We start from the raw sequence: 19086 nt of genomic DNA on the forward strand, positions 1-19086 counted from the left end.
AAGAGCCCCCGGCGCACAGCTGTCAGAAACTGACAGTACCGGCCGGAGTTTCTTTGCAATACGTGATGCCCTAAGGTCAGGCACAGACTGGAACACGGACGATATCATGCAGAGCCGGTTGGCGGTTATCATGTTTGCGGACATCGTGGGTTTTTCCGCCATGATGGAAGCCGATCAGGCGGGCACGGTGCGGATCGTGCGCGCGCTGCGGTCGGATACGTTCGAGCCGGTCATTTCAGCGCATGGCGGCGAGGTGCTCAAGCGGCTTGGAGATGGCTGGATTATCGCCTTTGCCTCAGTCGCAGCCTGCGTGGACGGAGCGATGCAGGCGCAGAAAGCACTTCTGAGCGTCCCGGGCGTGCAGCTGCGCGTCGGATGTCATATCGGCGATATCGTACAGGATGATGAGGATATTTACGGCAGCGGGATCAATATCGCGGAGCGGATTCAGGCCGAGACCCCGCCGGGCGGTGTCATGGTTTCCGAGGATGTCTATCGTCAGCTTTCAGGGGCGGCGGCCGGGGCGCTGAAAGAAGCCGGTGTCTTCCGCCTGAAAAACATCTCCGCACCGGTGCGGCTTTATCAGTGGCGCCCCGCTGATCAGACTTCTGCAAACACCGGAGAGGCGACTTCAATCGCTGTGGCTGCCATAGAACACGCGCCCCGGGATGCCGACACAGCCGCCATTGCCGGTGATCTGCGCGAACAGCTCTTTGTGCGTCTGTCGCGGCGGACCGGGATTGTTGTCTATGACGCCCTCGCCCGCGACGTGGGAGACGCGACCTATGATCTGCGCAGCAGGCTCCGGGTCGCCGGGGACCGCGGCAGGCTCAGCCTCACTCTTGTCCTGCGATCGGATGGCCGGCCCGTCTGGTCAGAAAGCTATGACCGCAGCACAGCGGATATTTTCGATTTCTGCGACGGGGTGCTGGAACGTGCGGAATCAGACCTGCGGCTGCAGACAAACGCCTTTGATGGTGACCGGCTTGCGCATATCCCTGATGAAGCGCTGAGCGTGTCCGAACTGCGCTCCCGCGCGGCACAACTCTTTTACAGGGTATCCTATGAGAGCTGGATACACGGTCGCAATCTGATGCGTCGCGCGCTGCAGCTGAACCCGGGGGATGGTGTGGCGCTTGCCATGCTGGCAGAGGCGGAAGTCATGCTGGCTGCCGCGCGCTATGAGCAGGTTCCGCAAGACCTCAGTGAAGAACTGGCGCGCGGGCTGGATCACGCGATCGAGCAGAACCCGGGCAGTGATTATGTGTTCTGGGCACGCGGGATATTCCGGGTGATCTGCACCGATGATATCCGCGGCGCACGTGCGGATCTGGAGAGTTCGCGGCGCAACAATCCCGCCTATACCGAGGCGCATGAACTGGAAGGCCATATCCTGATGGCCGAAGGAGACTGCGCGGGTGCGGCCAGGCAGTTTGAAGTGTTTCAGAACCAGTCACAAAATCCGCTGTTGCCAAACCGGCTGTTTCTGAACGCTGTGGCACTTTACTGTGACGGTCGGGCCGGGGAGGCGATGACCCTCGCGCGCCGGGCTGCTGATGTCCGGCCGGGTGACCGGGTGCTGCATGCAATGGTGTCCCACGCAGCCCGGGCTGCGGGTGACGATGAAACAGCAGGAAGGTATCGCGCCCGCGCCGACGGTCTTGTTCCCGCGCCGTCGATCTGCGCCCGCGCTCCCCTGGTGCCGGAGCCGCATCAGGATCTGGTGCAGGCACTGGCCCGCGAGTCGCGCCCGGGCTGAGGCCGGGGTCACAGCAATCCGAGGGTCCGGAAAGAGCTTTCGGCATTTTTGCCGATGATCACGTGATCATGCACCCTGGTATCGATTGCCTGGCAGGCCAGCACGATGTTATCGGTCATCTCTATGTCGGCATTGCTGGGTGAGGGATCGCCGGAGGGGTGGTTGTGTACCAGAATCAGGGCCGCCGCATTGAGCTCCAGGGCGCGTTTGACGACTTCGCGGGGATAAACCGGCACATGGTTGATGGTGCCGCGTGCCTGCTCCTCATCAGCGATCACGACGTTCTTATTGTCGAGAAAAAGGATACGGAATTGTTCTGTGTCGCGGTGCGCCATTGAAGTGCGGCAGTAGTCAATAAGGTCGTCCCAGCAGGAGAGTACGCAGCGCTGCAGCACCCGTGCCTGGGCCATCCGCTGAGCAAACGCCTCGACGAGGCGCAGCTGAAAAAACACTTTACGCGTTGTACCGCGTACCTGCAGCAGGCGGTGCTCGGATGCTGCCACCACGCCGTTGAGGTCGCCGAAGGTTTCCAGAAGTTTTTTGGCAAGCGGTTTGACGTCAATCCGTTCGATCGCATTGCACAGGAGCAGTTCCAGCAGCTCGTATTCCGGCATCGGCGCATGGCCGCCGCTGAGAAACCGGGTGCGCAGCCGCTGCCGGTGCCCTGTATAATGTGGCGAGGGCCCGCCGCCCCGGGTGGCAAATTCACCCTGTGCGAGCGGCTTTGTTTCTGCCCAGGCCGGGATGCGCTGGTCCAGATCCTGCAACCCGCGCAGGGCTTCTTCGGAAAATCCGCTGCTTCTGTTTGTCACGACCCTCGTCCCTTCTCCTGTTCACGGCCCGCAGGCGAGTGTGAAACGGGATGGTTAGCGAAAGGTTAACGCGGAACCGCTCAGGGTCTTATGCGACAAATCTGCCGCAAAAGGCATCTTGCCCCGGTATCGCGATACCCGGTATGATGTGCCCGGTAGACAGGAGAGCTTTGTCATGCGCGCACGCATTTATCAGCCAGCAAAAACCGCCATGTCATCGGGCATGGCCAAAACCCATACATGGGTTCTGGACTTTGCTCAGGCCTCTGCGCGTGAGGTTGACCCGCTGATGGGGTGGACATCCTCTGACGATACACAGAGCCAGGTCCGCATGCGCTTCAAAACCAAAGAAGCCGCCGTGGAATATGCGCGCGAAAACGGGATCTCCGCCGAAGTGCAGGAGCCCAAAAAGCGCAAGCCCAATATCCGGCCAGGCGGCTATGGCGAGAATTTCGCAACCGGTCGTCGCGGCGCCTGGACGCACTGATGACCGCGATCGTTCGCGTTCGCGCGGATGAACCGGATGTTGCACAGCTGCTGACGCGTCACTTCGAGCTGATGCGGTCCCAGAGCCCTCCCGAAAGCTGCCATGTCCTGCCCGGCGACGCGCTGAACGCGCCTGATATCACTTTGTATGGCCTGCGGGATGCGGATGAGGTTGTGGCCGTCGGGGCGATCCGCAAAACGGGTAGCGGCGAGATGGCCCATGGTGAGCTGAAATCCATGCATACCGCTCAGGAACGGCGGGGTCAGGGGCTGGCCAGGCACCTTTTGCGCGGAATGATCAGCGAGGCGCGTTCCGCCGGCATAACTGTGCTGAACCTTGAGACCGGGGCAGGCGAGGAACACGCGGCAGCGCGCCGGTTGTATCATTCCGAAGGGTTCCGGGAATGTCCGCCTTTCGGCGAATATGTAAGCGACCCGCTGAGTGTTTTCATGACCCGCAGGATCTGAGACTTGCGCCACGGCGCCGGCTGCGGCATGAGGGGGAAGCGGTCCCTTAGCTCAACTGGATAGAGCAGCTGACTTCTAATCAGCAGGTTGAGGGTTCGAGTCCTTCAGGGATCGCCAGTTTTTCACGACATGCACATTCTGTTGAGAATGGCGGCCTCAGCAGAGGTCAGAGCAGGGCATCGACCTCCGTCCGGGTTGGCATGGCGGGTGCTGTACCCTTGCGGGTGACGGAGATGCCGGCCGTTGCACACCCGATCTGCACCGCGCGCTCCGGGGTCAGCCCTTCGGCCAGTGCCGCGGCGAAAGCGCCGTTGAAAGCGTCACCGGCACCTGTGGTTTCCACTACGTCGCCGGCGCGCACGGCGGGCACCAGGCCATGGCCGCTGAGATACGCCCCCTGTTCTCCCATCGTGATGATCGGTCGGCTCACCCCGAGGGCAATCAGCACGTCGCAGGCTTTTTGCGCATCACCGGACGTCTGAACGGCAACGCCGGTCAGGGCTTCACATTCGGTCTCGTTGGGCGTTACGTAATCGCAGAGCGCCAGCATGCCGTCGGGCAGGGTGGTGGCGGGGGCGGGGTTCAGCACCGTTGTCACTCCGGCGGCGCGGGCAATCTCAAGGCCCCGCACCGCAGCCTCCATTGGCTGTTCCAGCTGCGTGACAAAGACATCCGCGCTGCGGATCAGCTCTGCGTGGTCTTCGATGTCCTGCTCCGAGATCAGCGCCGCAGCACCGGGCGCGATAATGATGGCATTGTCGCCGCTGGTCTCTTCGATGAAGATATAAGCGGCCCCGGTGTAGCTTTCTGTGGTTTGCTGCACATGGGCGATCACCCCGGCCTCCGCCCAGGTGTCGAGCGCGAGTTTGCCGAAATCGTCCTGGCCCAGACGCGAGATCATATGCGTCTGGGCCCCGATCCGTGCGCAGGCAACGGCCTGGTTGGAGCCTTTACCCCCCGGACCAAGGGCAAAGGAATTGCCCATAACCGTCTCGCCCATGCGCGGCATGCGGTCGGCGCGATAGGCGGTATCGGCGACGAAAACGCCGAGGATCACAACGGTTCCCATCCCTTAACTCCCGTCCGGCGGAACAACGCCCTTTCGCAAAGCAAAACATCCGTAGAACCGCCGCTCCCCGGTCTGGATGACCGCATATGCCTGTCTGGAGCGGTCATAAAAGGCAAAGCGTTCAATGCTCATCATTGCGGGGCCACCGGCTGCTGTCACTTCACCCTGCACCTCGTCCATTACAGGCAGAATCGTGTCGGGTTCATCGACCACCTCCATGCGGGCGGCGGCATCATCTACGAACGTGTCGATCGGATAGACCGAGAGCACGGCCCTGACGACCTCGGCAGCGGGCCGGTCGATGCGCAGCACGTGGCCCAGAACGGTGTCGCGGGCAACGCTGTCGGAGGGAAAGTTCGTATCTGCGATGATCAGATCATCCCCGTGCCCCATGGCGCGCAGGGCATAGAGAACGTCGGCGTTCAGCAGGGGATCAAGTCCTTTAAGCATAGGTCGGGTCCTTTCCGGTTATGGAGCGAAGGTCTGTGTCACAGCGCGGGCCATGGCGGCACCGATGGCAGCATGGGCGGTGGCATCGAGGTGCACGCCGTCCACCGGGTCAACCGCGGCTGCGTCATTCATATCGGCAAAGCCTGCCTGACCGGCCTCTGCCACCGCGCGCAGGAGGTCAGGCAGGGCGGCGGATTTCGCGGCCGCCCCGGCGAAAGTGTCGATGAAGATCCCGGTTTCCAGCACCTGCACAGGGGCGGCGAGCAGCACGGCAGGAGGCGCGCCGTCGGGGCCACAGTCAGACCGGCGGATCTCCTGCACCATCCGTTGCAGGCCCAGCGATATGTCATGCGCGGAGACACCAAAGCGCGCTTTGAGATCATTGGTGCCAAGCATCACGATTACCAGATCGAGCGGGCGATGGGTTTCAAGCAGTGCCTGCAGAACGCGCAGCCCGTTTTTGTGCGCTCCCTCGACCGGATCGTCGAAAACCGCTGTGCGTCCGGGATGACCCTCGGGAATGACTTCCCAGCCGGGGCCGAGCGCCTTTGCCATCACACTTGTCCAGCGGTCTTTGCGGTCATGCCGGCGCCGGTCCGTCGCCCACCGCATCGCCCGGGTGCCATGGGTGTTGCTGTCGCCAAAGCAAAGGACGGTGCGGAGGCTCATCGTTCAGATCAGCCTTGCGCCTGTACCGGCGTCAAAGCAGTGGATGTGGTCCGGGTCCGGGGTCAGGTGGATAGTGCTGCCAGGCGCAAAGGCGTGGCGTTCACGGAACACGGCCGTGACGTCCTGGCCCTTGTGGTTCAGGAATACCATGGTCTCGGAGCCGGTGGGCTCGACGACCTTCACCTCCATCGGCAGCCCGTCGTCGCGCAGGATCAGATGTTCGGGGCGCACGCCAAGCCTGACATCACCGCTACCGGACGGGCCTGCAAAACTGTGATCCCCGATCTGCAGACGGCCTGCATTAAGCGTCGCAGGCAGCAGGTTCATCGAAGGCGCTCCGATGAAAGTCGCCACAAACTCATTGGCCGGATTGTCATAGAGATCGAGCGGCGTGCCCACCTGTTCGATGCGGCCGCCCTGCATAACCACGATGCGGTCGGCAAGCGTCATCGCCTCGATCTGATCATGAGTGACGAAGACGGTGGTTGTCTTCAGCCGCTGATGCAACTCCTTGATTTCGGTGCGCATCTGGATGCGCAGCTTGGCATCCAGGTTCGACAGCGGCTCGTCAAAGAGAAACACCTGCGGGTCGCGCACAATCGCGCGCCCCATGGCCACACGCTGGCGCTGTCCGCCGGAGAGATGTCGCGGTTTGCGGTCGAGATATTCGGTGAGGCTGAGGATCTCGGCTGCCTCTTTTACACGCCGGTCGATTTCCGCCCTGCTGGTTTTCGCGACCTTCAGCGCAAAGCCCATATTCTCGGCCACGGATTTGTGCGGATAAAGCGCATAGGTCTGAAACACCATCGCGATATCGCGCTCGGCAGGGGGCAGATTGTTGACCACGCGCTCGCCGATGGAGATCGTGCCGCTGTTGATTGGCTCAAGCCCGGCGATCATCCGCAGCAGCGTGGATTTCCCGCAGCCCGACGGCCCGACGAGGGCCACGAACTCGCCGTCTGCGATGTCCACATTGAGGCCATGAATGACTTCGACAGATCCGTATGATTTCCGGATATCCGTAATTCTGACGTCTGACATGAGCCCCCCGCTCCCGATCTCATCGCGATGCTAGAGAAGGGAAATCTGGCTGTCCACGGCTCATGCGGCTTTTGTTGACACATTTCGAATCTCGACCATACTCGGGGCTCTGCGGGGGGAACTACCGGCTCTGGCTGTCGCCAAAGATAACAATCTGCGACGCCTGCTGTCCGCCTGCTTTTTAAAGATCTGATTTTTCCCGGGAGGACACACATGAAGGTCGAACTCTACAACTACATCCGTGCCGCGCAGAAGATGAACCGCCGCCAGATGCTCAAAGGCTCTGCGGCGGTGGGCGCAATGGCAATGATGCCAAAAGGTGCGGCGATGGCCGATGCGCATGGCAATGTCCGTGCTGAGATCCTGAAGATCCCCGGTGTGGGTGCGGGGTCTCCGACCGACAGCGACTGGCAGAAGGTCGGTGAGCTGTGCCTCGGCGCGACCAAAGAGAACGTGGCCGAAGGCGAGTTCGAAGGCGTTGAGCTGACTTTCATGGGTCTGAACAACCAGAACCTGCACAACTTCCTCTTCCGCGGGTTCCTGAAGCCCTGGGAGGCCTATACCGGTGCCACGATCAACTGGATTGATCTGGCGCAGGCCGATTACAACGCGCGCCTGCAGCAGTCTATTGCGACCGGCACGGTTGATTTCGACATCGTCGAGATGGGCGCACCCTTTGAAGGTGACGTGCTGGGCAAGGGTCTGGCCTCCGAGATGCCCGACTGGGTCAAAGAGCAGATCGATATGGACGACTATGTCGATTACCTCAAAGAGCCTGTCGGTACCTGGGATGGCAAGACCTACCGTGTTTCCATCGACGGCGACTGCCATTCGTTTGCCTATCGCACGGATTACTTCGGCGAGGGGTCTCTGACGGGGCGCGACGTGCCGACCACATGGCAGGAGATCAACGAGGTCTCCAAAGAGCTGATCGGCAAGGAAGACCCGCTGACCGGTCTGCCGGCGCATGGCTATCTTGATCCGCTCAAAGGCTGGGGTGGTTTCGGGTTCTATTTCCTCGAAAACCGCGCTTCGGCCTATGCCAAGCACCCCAACAGCCCGGCCTGGCTCTTTGAGCCGGACACGATGAAGCCGATGGTCAATAACCCCGCATGGGTTCAGGCCATTCAGGACGTGATGGACCTGATCGAGGCCGGTGCTTATCCGGCGGATCAGATCAACGCGGATCCGGGCACGACCGCGTTCCAGCAGTTCCTTGCAGGCACCGGCTCGATGCTGATGTGGTGGGGCGATGTTGGCTCATCCGCGCGCACGTCCGACACTTCGGTGGTTGGTGATGTCGTGGGCTTTGGCATCAACCCGGCGTCGGATCGCGTGTACAATGCGCAGGCCGGCGAATGGGAAGAGACCCGCAATGAGGCGCCCAATATGGCCTACATCGGCTGGGGCGTTTACGTCATGGCCACGGTCGAAGGCGACGAGAAAAAGAAGAAAGCGGCATGGTCAGCCGCGGCGCATCTGGGCGGCAAAGATCTGTCGCTCTGGGCGTCTGCCTATCCGTCGGGCTTCCAGCCCTACCGCCAGTCGCACTTCCAGTATGAGGAGTGGGAAGAGGCCGGCTACGACCGCGCCTTTGTCGAAGACTATCTCGGCTCCAACGCGGACAGCTACAACCATCCGAATGCCGCGATTGAACCGCGTATCCCGGGCATCTTCCAGTATTACTCGGTTGCTGAGGATGAACTGGCCAAAGGCTACGCCGGCCAGTACGGCTCCGCTCAGGAAACCGCGGACGCGATCGCTGCGGCCTGGGAGAAGATCACCGACCAGATCGGACGCGAGAGCCAGATCGCGCTTTATAAGGCGTCGCTCGGTCTCTGAACCCCGGACGTCCCGAAGCATTCTGAGAAAGGCGCGCGGATCCCGCGCGCCTTTTTCCATGCCCGCGCCCTTCGCCCCGGGTGTGCCGGCGAATGCGCCGCGCCGGACTGAATGGCTTTGAGCTGGTTTCCATGATGTTTTCCTGCGGTGATCGCACAAGCGCCAGGGCCACAACCAGCCTTCTCGTTTTTCGGGTATGCGCCACATTCGCGCCACTTTGCGCTGCTAGCGCTGTGCCGCACTGACTGAAATTTTACAAACACCGGAGTACTCTGATGCCTGACGCCAGCATTTTTCTTATCATCGGGATGGTCCTCATCCTCGCCCTCGTCGTTCGTATGGCCCGCCGCAACCGTGAAGGTAGTGCAGGCCAGGACGTAAAAGACTGAAGCGATTGACATGCAGACCGACGCTATGAACGAAGGTCTGTTCAGCCCCGGCATGCGTGCCTTTCTGGACAACCCGATGAACGGCGTTTTTATTGCGCTGTTCATCCTCGCTGTTGTCTGGCTCATCCATCAGCTTACCCATCATCCGCGACGCAACGAGGATGATGGCAGCGGATCGGTTGACGGTGGCTGCAGTAGTTTCAGCGATGGCTGCGGCGGCGGTGACGGAGATTAACGCACTGTTTCATTTACAGGGTTAACAGTCGCCGAAGACGCGGCTAACCTCGGGACATGAGTACCGAGGGCGACCTGCTGCATACCGTCACGGCGGATAATATTTCTGAAGCGCGGCAGCGGACAGGGCGCTGGATGGTGCGTGCCTCGGCGGCGCTTGTCGTTCTTCTGGCGGCGCTGCAGTTCGCCCATGAAACAGGTCGCACTGACATCGGTTTCGCGACCTGGCGACCGGTGCTTTATGCCTATATGCTCTGGGCCACGGCGCTTTGTGCCGCTCAGGTGATCATCAACGGCGAAAAGGGCAAGCGTACGCTCTTTGTCCTGCCGGCTGCACTCTTTGTCATCAGCCTCGTTGTCTTCCCGCTGCTCTTTGCCGGCTATATCTCCTTTACCGACTGGAACCTTGCCTCTCCTGACGGCCCGCAGCCCAACGGCTGGGACAATATGCGCGAGATGTGGAACGACGGGTTTTACTGGAACGCGCTGAAAAATATGGTGTATTACGTGCTGGCGGTCAGCGTGGAATACGTCATCGCCTTTGGTCTGGCGCTGCTGCTCAACGCGCAGATCCGGGCGCGTAAATTCTTCCGGGTAGTGTTTCTGCTGCCTTTGATGCTCAGCCCGGTGGCGGTTTCATGGATGATCGGCAAGTCGATGATGGAGATCCGCTTCGGGCCGATCTCGCGCCTTGCACGCGAACTGGGCTGGGACAATCCAAGCTTTTTCGGCTCGCCCGAGATCGCGCGATTCATGATCATGGCGATGGATGCCTGGACGTTCATTCCCTTCATGATGATCATGCTGCTGGCCGGCCTGCAGGCGCTGCCGCGCGAGGTCATCGAAGCGTCGAAAGTGGATGGTGCAAGCGGATGGCAAAGCTTCAAAGAGGTGATATTTCCGCTGATGCTGCCGGTCTCGGTGACCGCCGTGGTGATCCGGATCATCTTCAAACTCAAGCTGGCGGATGTGATCATCAACGTCACTTCCGGCGGGCCGGGCGGGGCCACTGACAGCGTCACGAGCTTTATCTTCCGCGAATACCGTGACCGGTCCAACGTCGGCTACGGGACTTTGCTGGCGATGGTTTATCTGGTGCTGATCATCATATTCGTGACCCTGCTCCTGAAGCTGGTCAGCCGCTGGATGGAGCGACCTGCATGAGCGCTGTTTTTAAAGATCACGAGTCTGACCGGCGTATGAAAACCCGCTGGTGGGCCAGTCGCGTGGCGATCTATGCCGCGCTGATTACCTGGGCTTTGATCTGTCTTTTTCCGATCTTCTGGACGATCACCACCTCCTTCAAGCTCGCACCTGACGTAATGAAGGGAAACCTCATACCCTGGTGGGATTTCACGCCGCGCTGGAAAGGGTGGGAATCCTTAGGTCTCTCGCCGCGTCTCATCGGTGAGGTTTCCACCGTGCGCGAGGAATTCCTCAAACGCTTCTGGAACAGCACGGTCGTGGCGCTTTCAGCTTCCGCGCTTGCGGTCGTACTGGGATCACTGGCGGCCTACGGTCTGTCGCGGTTCAGCTTCAAATTCGGCTTTATGCGTAATTCTGACATCTCGTTTTTCTTTCTCAGCCAGATGATCCTGCCACCGGTGGTTCTGGCGCTGCCCTTCCTCGTGCTCTATCGCTCGCTCGACCTGCTGGACAGCCGCATCGGGCTCATTCTGCTCTACACGCTGATGGTGCTGCCCATCGTCATCTGGATCATGCGCGATCAGTTCGAAGGCATCCCGGTCGAGCTTGAAGAGGCGGCCCTCGTCGACGGTCTCGGCATCTGGGGCGCGTTTTTCCAGATCGTTCTGCCGATCGCGCTGCCGGGCATGGTCGCGGCGTTTATCCTGAGCCTGGTGCTCTGCTGGAACGAGTATTTCTTTGCCGCACTCCTGACTTCGACAGATGCCAAAACCCTGCCCGTGATGGTGGCGTCCCAGACCGGCTCTCAGGGGATCAACTGGTGGTCGATGGCGGCGCTGTCGTCGGCGGCGATTCTGCCGCTGGTCGTGGTCGCAGTCTTTCTTGAAAAATACATCATCAAGGGGATGGCGGCGGGCGCCGTGAAATAGTCACTCCATATTGGTGTGACGCGCGCGCATCTCTTCTGCCGTAGCGCCAAGGCGGCTGCGCAGATCCAGCACCATCATCTCGAAAAGCATGAAGAGAGCCCCTTCGTAGACCGAGCCCATTGGCAGCACTGAACGGGCCGCCGGCCCCTGATCGCTGGCCATGGTCTGGGCGGGAATATGCAGGACATGATCGGCCAGCTCTTCAGCATCAGACCCGGGCGTTGCCGTCAGAATAAGGATGCGCGCGCCGTCGCGGCGCGCCACCTGCATGAGTGCTGTCACCGTTGAAAGTGTGCCGGGACCTGCCGAGACCATCAGCACGTCTCCCTGGCCGAGGGGCGGGGCATTCATATCCCCGACCATGCCGGCGCTCAGCCCCAGGTGATAAAGACGCATCGCAAGGCCGCGCATCTGAAGCCCTTCGCGCCCGCAGCCATAAAGCAGCACATCATCTGCTTCTGCGAGCATCGCACAGGCCTGATCGACAGATGCCTGATCGACCGCATCAAGGACCGTACCGATTTCAGCCAGCGCGGTTGTGTGATCTGCGCTCATGTGCCCAGCTCCGCTGCGATGTCTTTTGTCTGCGTGTAGAGTCTGCGAAAAAGCCCGTGGGCCTTTTCATAGACCGGGTCGGGGTGCGCTGTGACTGTCCGGGACACCGGGTTCCATTTCGTGATGTCGCGGCGTTTCACAAGACCCATCGCGAGGGCTGCGATGAAGGCATCGCCAAAGCTCGCGCCGGTGGTTTTCTCGCAGACGATCTGATCAATGCCGGTGATATCGGATGTGGCCTGCAGCCAGAGCGCGTTCTGTGTGCCGCCGCCCACTGCGAGAAGCCGGGTGGGGGATTGCCCAAGGTCCGCGAAGGTGTCGGTGACGTGGCGCGTGCCGTGTGCGATCCCCTCAATCAGCGCACGGTACATATCGCCGCGCGTATGGGTGAGGTTGAGCCCGAAGATGGCCCCTTTCGCGTTCATGTCATGGATCGGGGTCCGCTCGCCGGAGAAATAGGGCAGCATCAGCAGGCCGTTTGCACCGGGCGGGCTGGCGGCGGCCTCTGCCGCCAGTACGGGAAAGGCATCGCCCGGGTCGAGATCACGCGCAACCTGATCGCGGAACCAGTGGGTGAGCGTGCCCGAGGTCGCAAGCCCCGCCATAGAGGCGTGTTCGCCTTTGAACAGCCAGGGTGCGTACCAGATGCGCGGATCCGCCGTGAGAGATTGCGCACGCAGGATGATAAAGATCGTGGAGCCGTACATCATCATCATATCGCCGGGCTGGTCCACGCCCACCGAAAGCGCCTCGGCGGCGGCATCGATGGTGCCTGCGGTGACGGGCGTTCCGGCGGCAAGCCCGGTTTCTTCGGCCGCAGCGACCGTGATCTCACCGGCGATTTCGTCCGACCAGAGCAGGCGGGGCAGATTATCGAGCGGCAGGATATCATCGGCCAGGTCATCGACCCATTTCTGGCTGTGCACATCATAGAGCGGCGAGAAGTTCGCGGCCGTATAGTGATCAATCACAACCTCTCCGGTCAGCCGCTGCACCAGAAAGCTGGTTGAGGTCAGGATATGCGCGGTCTCTTCGTACAGCTCAGGATGATTGCGTTTCAGCCAGAGGATTTTCGGGCCGACGGATTGCGATGTCAGCGCGTTCCCGCACCGTGCGATGATCTGCTTTTTGCCAATGCGGTCTGTGAGCTCCTGCACCTCGGCAGCGGCACGGCCATCGACGCCGTAGAGCACACCGTTCATGAGCGGTTTTCCCGCCGCATTCACCGGCAGCATGCAGGGGCCGATGGCGCTGCAGGCAACGGCGCGGATGGCTCCGGGGGCGACGCCACTCTCTTTCAGCAGTTTTCGACAGACAAAAACGAAATCGCCCCACCAGTCTTCCTCCGGGCGATGCTCTGCCCAGCCCGGACGCGGGACCAGCATTTTATGACCGCGCGCCGCCTGTGCAACGACTGTTCCGGTCATATCGACCAGAACGCCCTTGGTCTCATAGGTGCCGATATCGATGCCGAGCGTGTAATCCATCAGGTGACGTCATCCCTGTCGAGCTGGAATTCCGGGCCGATCCGCGCGAGCGCTGCCGCAAGCAGGCGCGTCAGCGCGCAGAGGTCTTCCAGGTCGCAGACCTCACGGGCGGAATGTGAGTACCGCATCGGAAAGCCCAGATCGACCGATGCCACGCCGTCACCGACCAGCTGAACATAGGACAGATCGGTCAGCACCCCGGTCTGTGCACTGCGCTGCAGCGGGATGTTCTGCTCTTCTGCCGTTGTCTCGAAAAGCTGCACCATGGCGGGATGCGGGATCACACCATTAAGCGTGCCACGTCCGTGAAAGGAATAAAGGCTCATGCCCGGCCCGCCACCCAGCACCATATCCCCCCGGTCCGCCATATCGGGTGTATCCGTGGCCAGCATCAGATCGATCTGAATTGCGATGTCGGGTCGCAGTTTCTGTGCCAGGGGCAGGGCGCCGCGCAGGTTGAATTCCTCCAGCACGGTGAACGCGAGGTGTACAGGGGGGCCGCCCTCGCGGTCTTTCAGCAGGCGTGCGACTTCCAGCAGCACAGCACAGCCGGCGCGGTCATCCACGCTTGTCCCGGTGATCCTGTCGACGGCCAGGTCGGTGGCCCGGGGCGCATAGACAACCGGGGTTCCGATTCGGATGCCCGCGTTTTCAGCGGCTTGTGCCGATCCGAACCCGGTATCGACGTAAAGGTCGGCACAGGGCGTCACGGTATACTTTTCATCCGGCCGGGTCGCGTGGTGGCTTTTGCTGGCGATGATACCGGGCACGTCGCGGCCTTCGCCGACACAGACCAGCACTTCCTGAGCCGCCAGCGCGCGCTCGGGCACGCCGCCCAGACGTTCAAGACGCAACAGACCGTTCGGCTCAATCCGGCGCACGATAAAGCCGAGCTGATCCATATGGGTGAACAGCATAACAGCCGGACCTTCGCCGGGGAAATGCGCCACCAGGTTGCCCAGTCTGTCGGAACGGCTTTCCACGCCCAGGGCGTTCAGCCGGTCGCGAAGGGCCCGGCGCACACGGTCCTCGTGACCAGACAGGCCGGGGGTGCGCATCAGGTCTTTGAGATCGCGCTTTATGCGGTCTTTCATGCGCGGGCCTTCCGGACGCGGTCCATGAAATCCTGTGCACGGTCGGGATCCACGGCTTTCCATGTATCACCGTCGGTTTTCAGTGAGGAGCCGACAATGCAGCCGTCGGCGATGGCCAGCACGTCGGCCACGGTGTCGTGTTTCACGCCGGTATTGGCCATCACCGGCGTGTCGGGCAAAACCGCCTTGACCGCTTCGAGATCCGACAGAGCAGCCGCTTCACCGGTGATCTGCCCGGAGACCAGAACGGCGTCGGGGATGGACGAAAAGACAGCACTGCGCGCCCGGTCTGGCAGCGGGCGCTGATCCAGCGAGTGGGCAAATTCGGCCGAGACGTTATAGAGCATCGCCATGTCCGACCGCCCCAGCCGGTCGCGGTAACGCATGGCGCGTCCTGCATCCGGGGTCCAGGGGCCCATGTCAGAGGCATAGCTGCCGGTGAAGATCTCGCGCACAAACCCCGCGCCGGTGGCGGCCCCCAGCGCAATCGTGGACATCGGATCCCAGAGCACGTTGACGCCGAAAGGGACCGCAATTTCGGACCGCAGCTGTCCGATCAGCATGGCCATCGTCGCGGTCGATGCGCGGTCCACTTCGAATTCATAGGGGCGGTCGTTTTCATTGCCGAACATCACCGCGTCAAAGCCAGCGGCCTGCAATGCCCGCAGATCAGCGCGGGCGGCGGCCAGCAGATCAGCCTCCGGATCATGCAGCGGGCTGCCAGGCAGCGCACCGATATGCACCATGCCGATGACTGGCTTTGGCACGCCGAAAACCGCTTTGAACCTTGCTGTCATTTCTGGTCCTCCCGGGGTCTCAGCTTACTGCTCTGATCTGGCCTTGCAACGGTATTCCGGTGTAAGCTTACAGGAGCAGAAAGGGAGAGCAGTATGGTTTTGAAAACGCGCCACTGGGACCGCCTCGGCAACGGCGGTGTCACCTTCACGGAACTCGGTTTCGGGGGGGCACCGATTGCCAATCTTTACAGCGCGATCAGTGATGAAGACGCGCGGGCGACGCTGGATGCGGGCTGGGAGGGCGGTGTGCGCTATTTCGATACGGCGCCGCTTTACGGGATGGGCCTCTCGGAGACACGGCTCAATGCGTTTCTGCGTGACAAGCCGCGTGATGACTATGTGCTTTCAACCAAAGTCGGCCGGCTCATTCAGGCCTGCGCGCCTGAGGACCGGTCCGGTGAGGGCAAATGGTTCGATGTGCCGGTGCGGCGTGAGCATTTCGATTATACCTATGACGGTGTGATGCGCTCGTTTGAGCATTCATTTTCGCGGCTCGGTGTTGAGCGTATCGATATCCTTTACGTCCACGATCTGTGCATTTTCACGCATGGCTCCAAAGAAGTCTCCGACATGCGGATTGAGGAATTCTTTGCCGGGCGGGGTTATGACGCGATGGTATCTTTGCGGGATCAGGGGCTGATCCGGGCCATCGGTGGCGGCGTGAACGAATGGGAGGTCTGCCAGACCCTTGCCGAACGTGGCGATTTCGATCTCTTCCTGCTGGCCGGGCGCTACACGCTGCTGGAGCAGAAAGCACTCGACAGCTTCCTGCCGCTTTGCGAGAGCCGCGGTATCGGGATTGTCACAGGCGGCCCCTATAACTCGGGAATTCTTGCAACCGGGGCGCGGCAGGGCGCGATGTATAACTATGACCCTGCACCAAAGGATGTAATGGATCGGGTGAGTGCCATCGAGGCGGTCTGCAGGGAACATGATGTGCGTCTCGTCGATGCAGCCTTCCGTTTCCCACTGCTGCATCCGGCGCATGTCTCGGTCATTCCGGGCGGCAGGAGTGTCACGGAAATGCAGGGCAATCTGCAGGCGGCACAGGCCGTTATTCCGCCCGCACTCTGGACCGATCTCAAATCCAGAGGTCTGATGCGGGAGGATGCGCCGACGTGAAAATCGACGCGCACCAGCACTTCTGGCAGCCAGCGCGCGGCGATTACGACTGGATGCCCCGGGATGTTCCGGTGCTGAACCGGGCGTATGCGCCGGATGACCTCGCGCAGGCGCTTGCCGCGCATGAGATCGGCGGGACGGTTCTGGTTCAGGCGGCGGCAACGGTGCATGAAACTGAATACATGCTGGGTCTTGCCGATGCCTCACCGATGATCCGAGGCGTGGTCGGGTGGATCGATTTCGAGGATCCCGCGCACCTCAGCCATCTTCGGCGTTTTGCGAAGCACCCTAAATTTCTTGGCGTGCGTCCGATGATCCAGGATATTGCTGATGACGACTGGATGCTGCGCGAGGATGTGCAATGGGCATATGCGGCCCTCATCGATCTGGATCTGACCTTTGATGCTCTCGGATTTCCGCAACATATCCCGAATTTTCGCAGACTGCTCCGCAAATGGCCGGACCTTCGGGTGGTCTTTGACCACTGCCTCAAGCCACAGATTTCGGAGGCGCAACAGGGTCGGAACAGCTTTTCTGTCTGGGCTGCGGGTATCACTGCGCTGGCACAGGAGACCGGTGGGTGCTGCAAACTCTCCGGGCTGGTGACTGAGGCCTCGGAAGACGTCGGTATCGAAGATCTGCGCCCCTTTGCCCGCCATGTCCTGGACAGTTTCGGGCCGGATCGTGTGATGTGGGGGTCTGACTGGCCGGTGTGCCGATTGCGCTGCGAATACGGCGACTGGTTTGACATGGCGCAGGCGCTGACCGCGCACCTCCCGACAGCAGATCAGGCGCAGATTTTTGGCGGAACGGCGGCGCGTTTTTACCGGCTCGGCTGAGCATCGAGAAATGCTGTGACCTGATCGCGGGTCATCACGGCCCGTGCTGCCAGATCCGAGGCCACGTGCAGCGCTGCAGCGGCCTGGGCAAATGTGATGGCCTCCTGCGGTGTTTTGCCCGCGGCAACCCCGGCGGCCAGCGCCCCGGCAAACATATCTCCCGCGCCGTGGCTGGAAACGGCCCGCACCACAGGGGCGGGATACGTGTGACCCCGATAGCGGACGCCTTGGGCGCCAAGGGTTTTCAACACCTCCGGCCCACCGGCGAGATCTTTGTAGAACGCAGCCTCCACACGGTTGGCGAGCAGCAGGTCGCAGTTCGCCGCAAGCGATGACGAAAGCGTCCGTGCCGGAGCGGCGTTAAGCCAGACCGGAACGCCCGAAGCGCGGGCTTTGCGGGCCACTGCGACGTTTACCGCATCTGGTATTTCGTTCTGCAGCAGAACCAGCTTTGTGCCCTGCGGGATGCTGATCGCTTCGGCGTCGATGTTCAGGTTCGCGGCAGATACGATCACGGCGCCATAATCACCATCGTCGTTTACGATCGCCACGCTCATGCCGCTCGGCCCCGGATCAGGCTGCAGCTGTTGCGTATTCACACCGGCTGCCGCCAGCGTGTGCCGCAACGTGTGACCGAATGTGTCGCTGCCGGCGCGGCCTGCGAAATGCACCTGCCCGCCCATGCGCGCGGCGGCAAGGGCCTGGTTGCCGCCCTTGCCGCCAAAGACATAATCGACGCCGGTCCCGGTGACGGTTTCGTCTATGCCGGGCAGGTACGGCGCGCGCGTCACCACATCCAGATGAAGCGATCCGACAACCAGCACAGTCACCGGAGCATCGCTGCCTGAACCAGCCGCATCGCCAGAGGCGCGTCCTGGCGTGCAATGGCGGCGCGCAGATCAGCGTCGCCGACAAGCCCGGAGGCAATCGCGCGCAGCCGGTTCACGACTTCGATATTGGTGCGTGCCTCCTCGACCGGATCAAGGCCGGAATGATCGGGAAACGTGTCAAAGTAAATTGCGCCGTCATAGCCCGCGCGTTCCAGTTCCACGAGCAGTTCAACAGTCTGCACAGGATGCACCGCGCCCACCATCAGACCGTTGTCCCACTTGCCGTAGCCGTCGTTCAGATGCACCCCGAGGATCTTTGAGTGACGTGCGACGAGGGCCGCTGCGAAGGCCGGCATTTCATCGGCATAGAGCACATGGGCAAAATCGAGCGTAACACCGGTATTCTGCCGTCCGATGTCGCGCAGAGCGAGCAGTGTCGTCGCCGCATCCGGCATCAGCGCAAAGGCACGGGGCTCGTTGGGTTTGTATTCCAGCGCGATATCAATCTGCGGGTTGTGATCGGCCACTTCTGCCATCGCCGCGATCGTGTCGTCCCAGGCGCGGGCATAGTCCATCTGAAACGAATAATCGAACCCGTCCTGCCCCATCCAGAGCGTCATCAGCCGCCCGCCCATCTCTGCCAGAGCATCAAGCCCGCGTTTTGTTTCGTCGATCGCCGCGCGGCGCACTGTGGCATCCGGGTGTGTGAAGGCGCCCAGCTTATAGCCGGGGTCGGTGTAGTACCGCATGGCGAGGCCGTTGAGTACCATGCCGTTATCGTCCAGTGCACGGGTCAGATCCGCCGGGGTGTCGGAGATAAAATGATCCGGGTAATTCAGGTCCGCCGCCGTCAGGCCGGCCGTGGCCGCCCGTGCGAGAAGATCACTCGTGGTAACGATATTTCTGCCGGGCCAGTAATCGGCAGCACCGATTTTAAAGGCGTTGAGTCGGGCGGCGAAACGGGGGGTGGCGTTGTCCTGCATTTCGCGACCTTAGCCGCGCCTGCCAGTGGTGGCAATTTGCATATCCGGCTGGTCATGGGGGCGGGGCTGACCCCCGGGCGGCTCC

20 protein-coding genes and 1 tRNA gene are annotated in these 19086 nt (G+C 61.5%); 10 read left to right on the forward strand and 11 right to left on the reverse strand.

The window, feature by feature from the left end:
- Positions 1-106: 106 nt before the first annotated feature.
- Complete coding sequence (locus G3256_RS02430; RefSeq protein WP_169639327.1) at positions 107-1759, forward strand: adenylate/guanylate cyclase domain-containing protein; 1653 nt, start codon at positions 107-109, stop codon at positions 1757-1759.
- A gap of 8 nt (positions 1760-1767) precedes the next feature.
- Here the strand turns inward: G3256_RS02430 and radC are convergent, their stop codons facing one another.
- Positions 1768-2505, reverse strand: a complete 738-nt coding sequence (gene radC, locus G3256_RS02435; protein ID WP_425501547.1) for a RadC family protein — start codon at positions 2503-2505, stop codon at positions 1768-1770.
- 241 nt (positions 2506-2746) lie between these two features.
- On the opposite strand from radC, the gene G3256_RS02440 reads away from it, so the two are divergent.
- From G3256_RS02440 to G3256_RS02450, 3 genes are all read left to right on the forward strand, one after another.
- Complete coding sequence (locus tag G3256_RS02440; RefSeq protein WP_169639328.1) at positions 2747-3058, forward strand: ETC complex I subunit; 312 nt, start codon at positions 2747-2749, stop codon at positions 3056-3058.
- Positions 3058-3525: a GNAT family N-acetyltransferase gene (locus G3256_RS02445; RefSeq protein WP_169639329.1), complete on the forward strand. Its 468-nt coding sequence runs from the start codon at positions 3058-3060 to the stop codon at positions 3523-3525. Before G3256_RS02440 ends, G3256_RS02445 begins: the two co-directional genes overlap by 1 nt.
- A gap of 40 nt (positions 3526-3565) precedes the next feature.
- Positions 3566-3642 (forward strand) — tRNA-Arg (locus G3256_RS02450).
- Positions 3643-3691: 49 nt separating this feature from the next.
- Here G3256_RS02450 and rbsK read toward each other — a convergent pair.
- The 4 genes from rbsK to G3256_RS02470 are packed head-to-tail and all read right to left on the reverse strand — an operon-like array spanning position 3692 to position 6754.
- Positions 3692-4594, reverse strand: a complete 903-nt coding sequence (gene rbsK / locus G3256_RS02455; RefSeq protein WP_169639330.1) for a ribokinase — start codon at positions 4592-4594, stop codon at positions 3692-3694.
- Between the two features lie 3 nt (positions 4595-4597).
- Positions 4598-5044, reverse strand: a complete 447-nt coding sequence (locus tag G3256_RS02460) for an RbsD/FucU family protein (RefSeq protein WP_169639331.1) — start codon at positions 5042-5044, stop codon at positions 4598-4600.
- 18 nt (positions 5045-5062) lie between these two features.
- The gene (locus G3256_RS02465) at positions 5063-5713 is read right to left on the reverse strand and encodes a GDSL-type esterase/lipase family protein (protein WP_169639332.1); all 651 of its coding nucleotides are present in this window, start codon (positions 5711-5713) and stop codon (positions 5063-5065) included.
- A 3-nt stretch (positions 5714-5716) separates the two neighbouring features.
- Complete coding sequence (locus tag G3256_RS02470; protein ID WP_169639333.1) at positions 5717-6754, reverse strand: ABC transporter ATP-binding protein; 1038 nt, start codon at positions 6752-6754, stop codon at positions 5717-5719.
- 213 nt (positions 6755-6967) lie between these two features.
- On the opposite strand from G3256_RS02470, the gene G3256_RS02475 reads away from it, so the two are divergent.
- The 4 genes from G3256_RS02475 (at position 6968) to G3256_RS02490 (ending at position 11294) form a co-directional block, all read left to right on the forward strand.
- Positions 6968-8596 (forward strand): extracellular solute-binding protein, encoded by a 1629-nt coding sequence (locus G3256_RS02475; protein ID WP_169639334.1) that lies wholly within the window; start codon positions 6968-6970, stop codon positions 8594-8596.
- Between the two features lie 399 nt (positions 8597-8995).
- Positions 8996-9220 (forward strand): hypothetical protein, encoded by a 225-nt coding sequence (locus G3256_RS02480; protein WP_169639335.1) that lies wholly within the window; start codon positions 8996-8998, stop codon positions 9218-9220.
- A gap of 56 nt (positions 9221-9276) precedes the next feature.
- The gene (locus G3256_RS02485) at positions 9277-10383 is read left to right on the forward strand and encodes a carbohydrate ABC transporter permease (protein ID WP_169639336.1); all 1107 of its coding nucleotides are present in this window, start codon (positions 9277-9279) and stop codon (positions 10381-10383) included.
- Positions 10380-11294, forward strand: a complete 915-nt coding sequence (locus tag G3256_RS02490; protein ID WP_169639337.1) for a carbohydrate ABC transporter permease — start codon at positions 10380-10382, stop codon at positions 11292-11294. Before G3256_RS02485 ends, G3256_RS02490 begins: the two co-directional genes overlap by 4 nt.
- On the opposite strand, the gene G3256_RS02495 is transcribed toward G3256_RS02490, so the two are convergent.
- Genes G3256_RS02495 through G3256_RS02510 form a run of 4 tightly spaced genes read right to left on the reverse strand, consistent with a single transcriptional unit; the run spans position 11295 to position 15227 of the window.
- A complete protein-coding gene (locus G3256_RS02495) occupies positions 11295-11849 on the reverse strand; it encodes an SIS domain-containing protein (protein WP_169639338.1) in 555 nt (184 codons plus the stop codon).
- Entirely contained in the window at positions 11846-13336 is a 1491-nt protein-coding gene (locus G3256_RS02500) for an FGGY-family carbohydrate kinase (protein WP_169639339.1), read from the reverse strand. The genes G3256_RS02495 and G3256_RS02500 overlap by 4 nt, the downstream gene beginning before the upstream one ends.
- Positions 13336-14430 (reverse strand): M42 family metallopeptidase, encoded by a 1095-nt coding sequence (locus tag G3256_RS02505; protein WP_169639340.1) that lies wholly within the window; start codon positions 14428-14430, stop codon positions 13336-13338. Before G3256_RS02505 ends, G3256_RS02500 begins: the two co-directional genes overlap by 1 nt.
- Positions 14427-15227, reverse strand: coding sequence for a BtpA/SgcQ family protein (locus G3256_RS02510; protein WP_169639341.1), 801 nt, complete (start codon positions 15225-15227; stop codon positions 14427-14429). Before G3256_RS02510 ends, G3256_RS02505 begins: the two co-directional genes overlap by 4 nt.
- Positions 15228-15320: 93 nt before the next feature.
- On the opposite strand from G3256_RS02510, the gene G3256_RS02515 reads away from it, so the two are divergent.
- A complete protein-coding gene (locus tag G3256_RS02515) occupies positions 15321-16349 on the forward strand; it encodes an aldo/keto reductase (protein ID WP_206040781.1) in 1029 nt (342 codons plus the stop codon).
- Positions 16346-17188 carry an amidohydrolase family protein gene (locus G3256_RS02520; protein WP_169639342.1) on the forward strand — a complete coding sequence of 281 codons (843 nt, stop codon included), beginning with the start codon at positions 16346-16348 and terminating at the stop codon, positions 17186-17188. The genes G3256_RS02515 and G3256_RS02520 overlap by 4 nt, the downstream gene beginning before the upstream one ends.
- On the opposite strand, the gene G3256_RS02525 is transcribed toward G3256_RS02520, so the two are convergent.
- Both G3256_RS02525 and G3256_RS02530 read right to left on the reverse strand, forming a co-directional pair.
- Positions 17173-18018, reverse strand: coding sequence for a PfkB family carbohydrate kinase (locus tag G3256_RS02525; RefSeq protein WP_169639343.1), 846 nt, complete (start codon positions 18016-18018; stop codon positions 17173-17175). The two genes, G3256_RS02520 and G3256_RS02525, sit on opposite strands and share 16 nt — an antisense overlap.
- Positions 18015-19001 carry a TIM barrel protein gene (locus G3256_RS02530; protein ID WP_169639344.1) on the reverse strand — a complete coding sequence of 329 codons (987 nt, stop codon included), beginning with the start codon at positions 18999-19001 and terminating at the stop codon, positions 18015-18017. Before G3256_RS02530 ends, G3256_RS02525 begins: the two co-directional genes overlap by 4 nt.
- Positions 19002-19086 lie beyond the last annotated feature (85 nt).

Origin of the sequence: Roseobacter ponti, from assembly GCF_012932215.1 — a bacterium.
GTDB lineage: Bacteria > Pseudomonadota > Alphaproteobacteria > Rhodobacterales > Rhodobacteraceae > Roseobacter > Roseobacter ponti.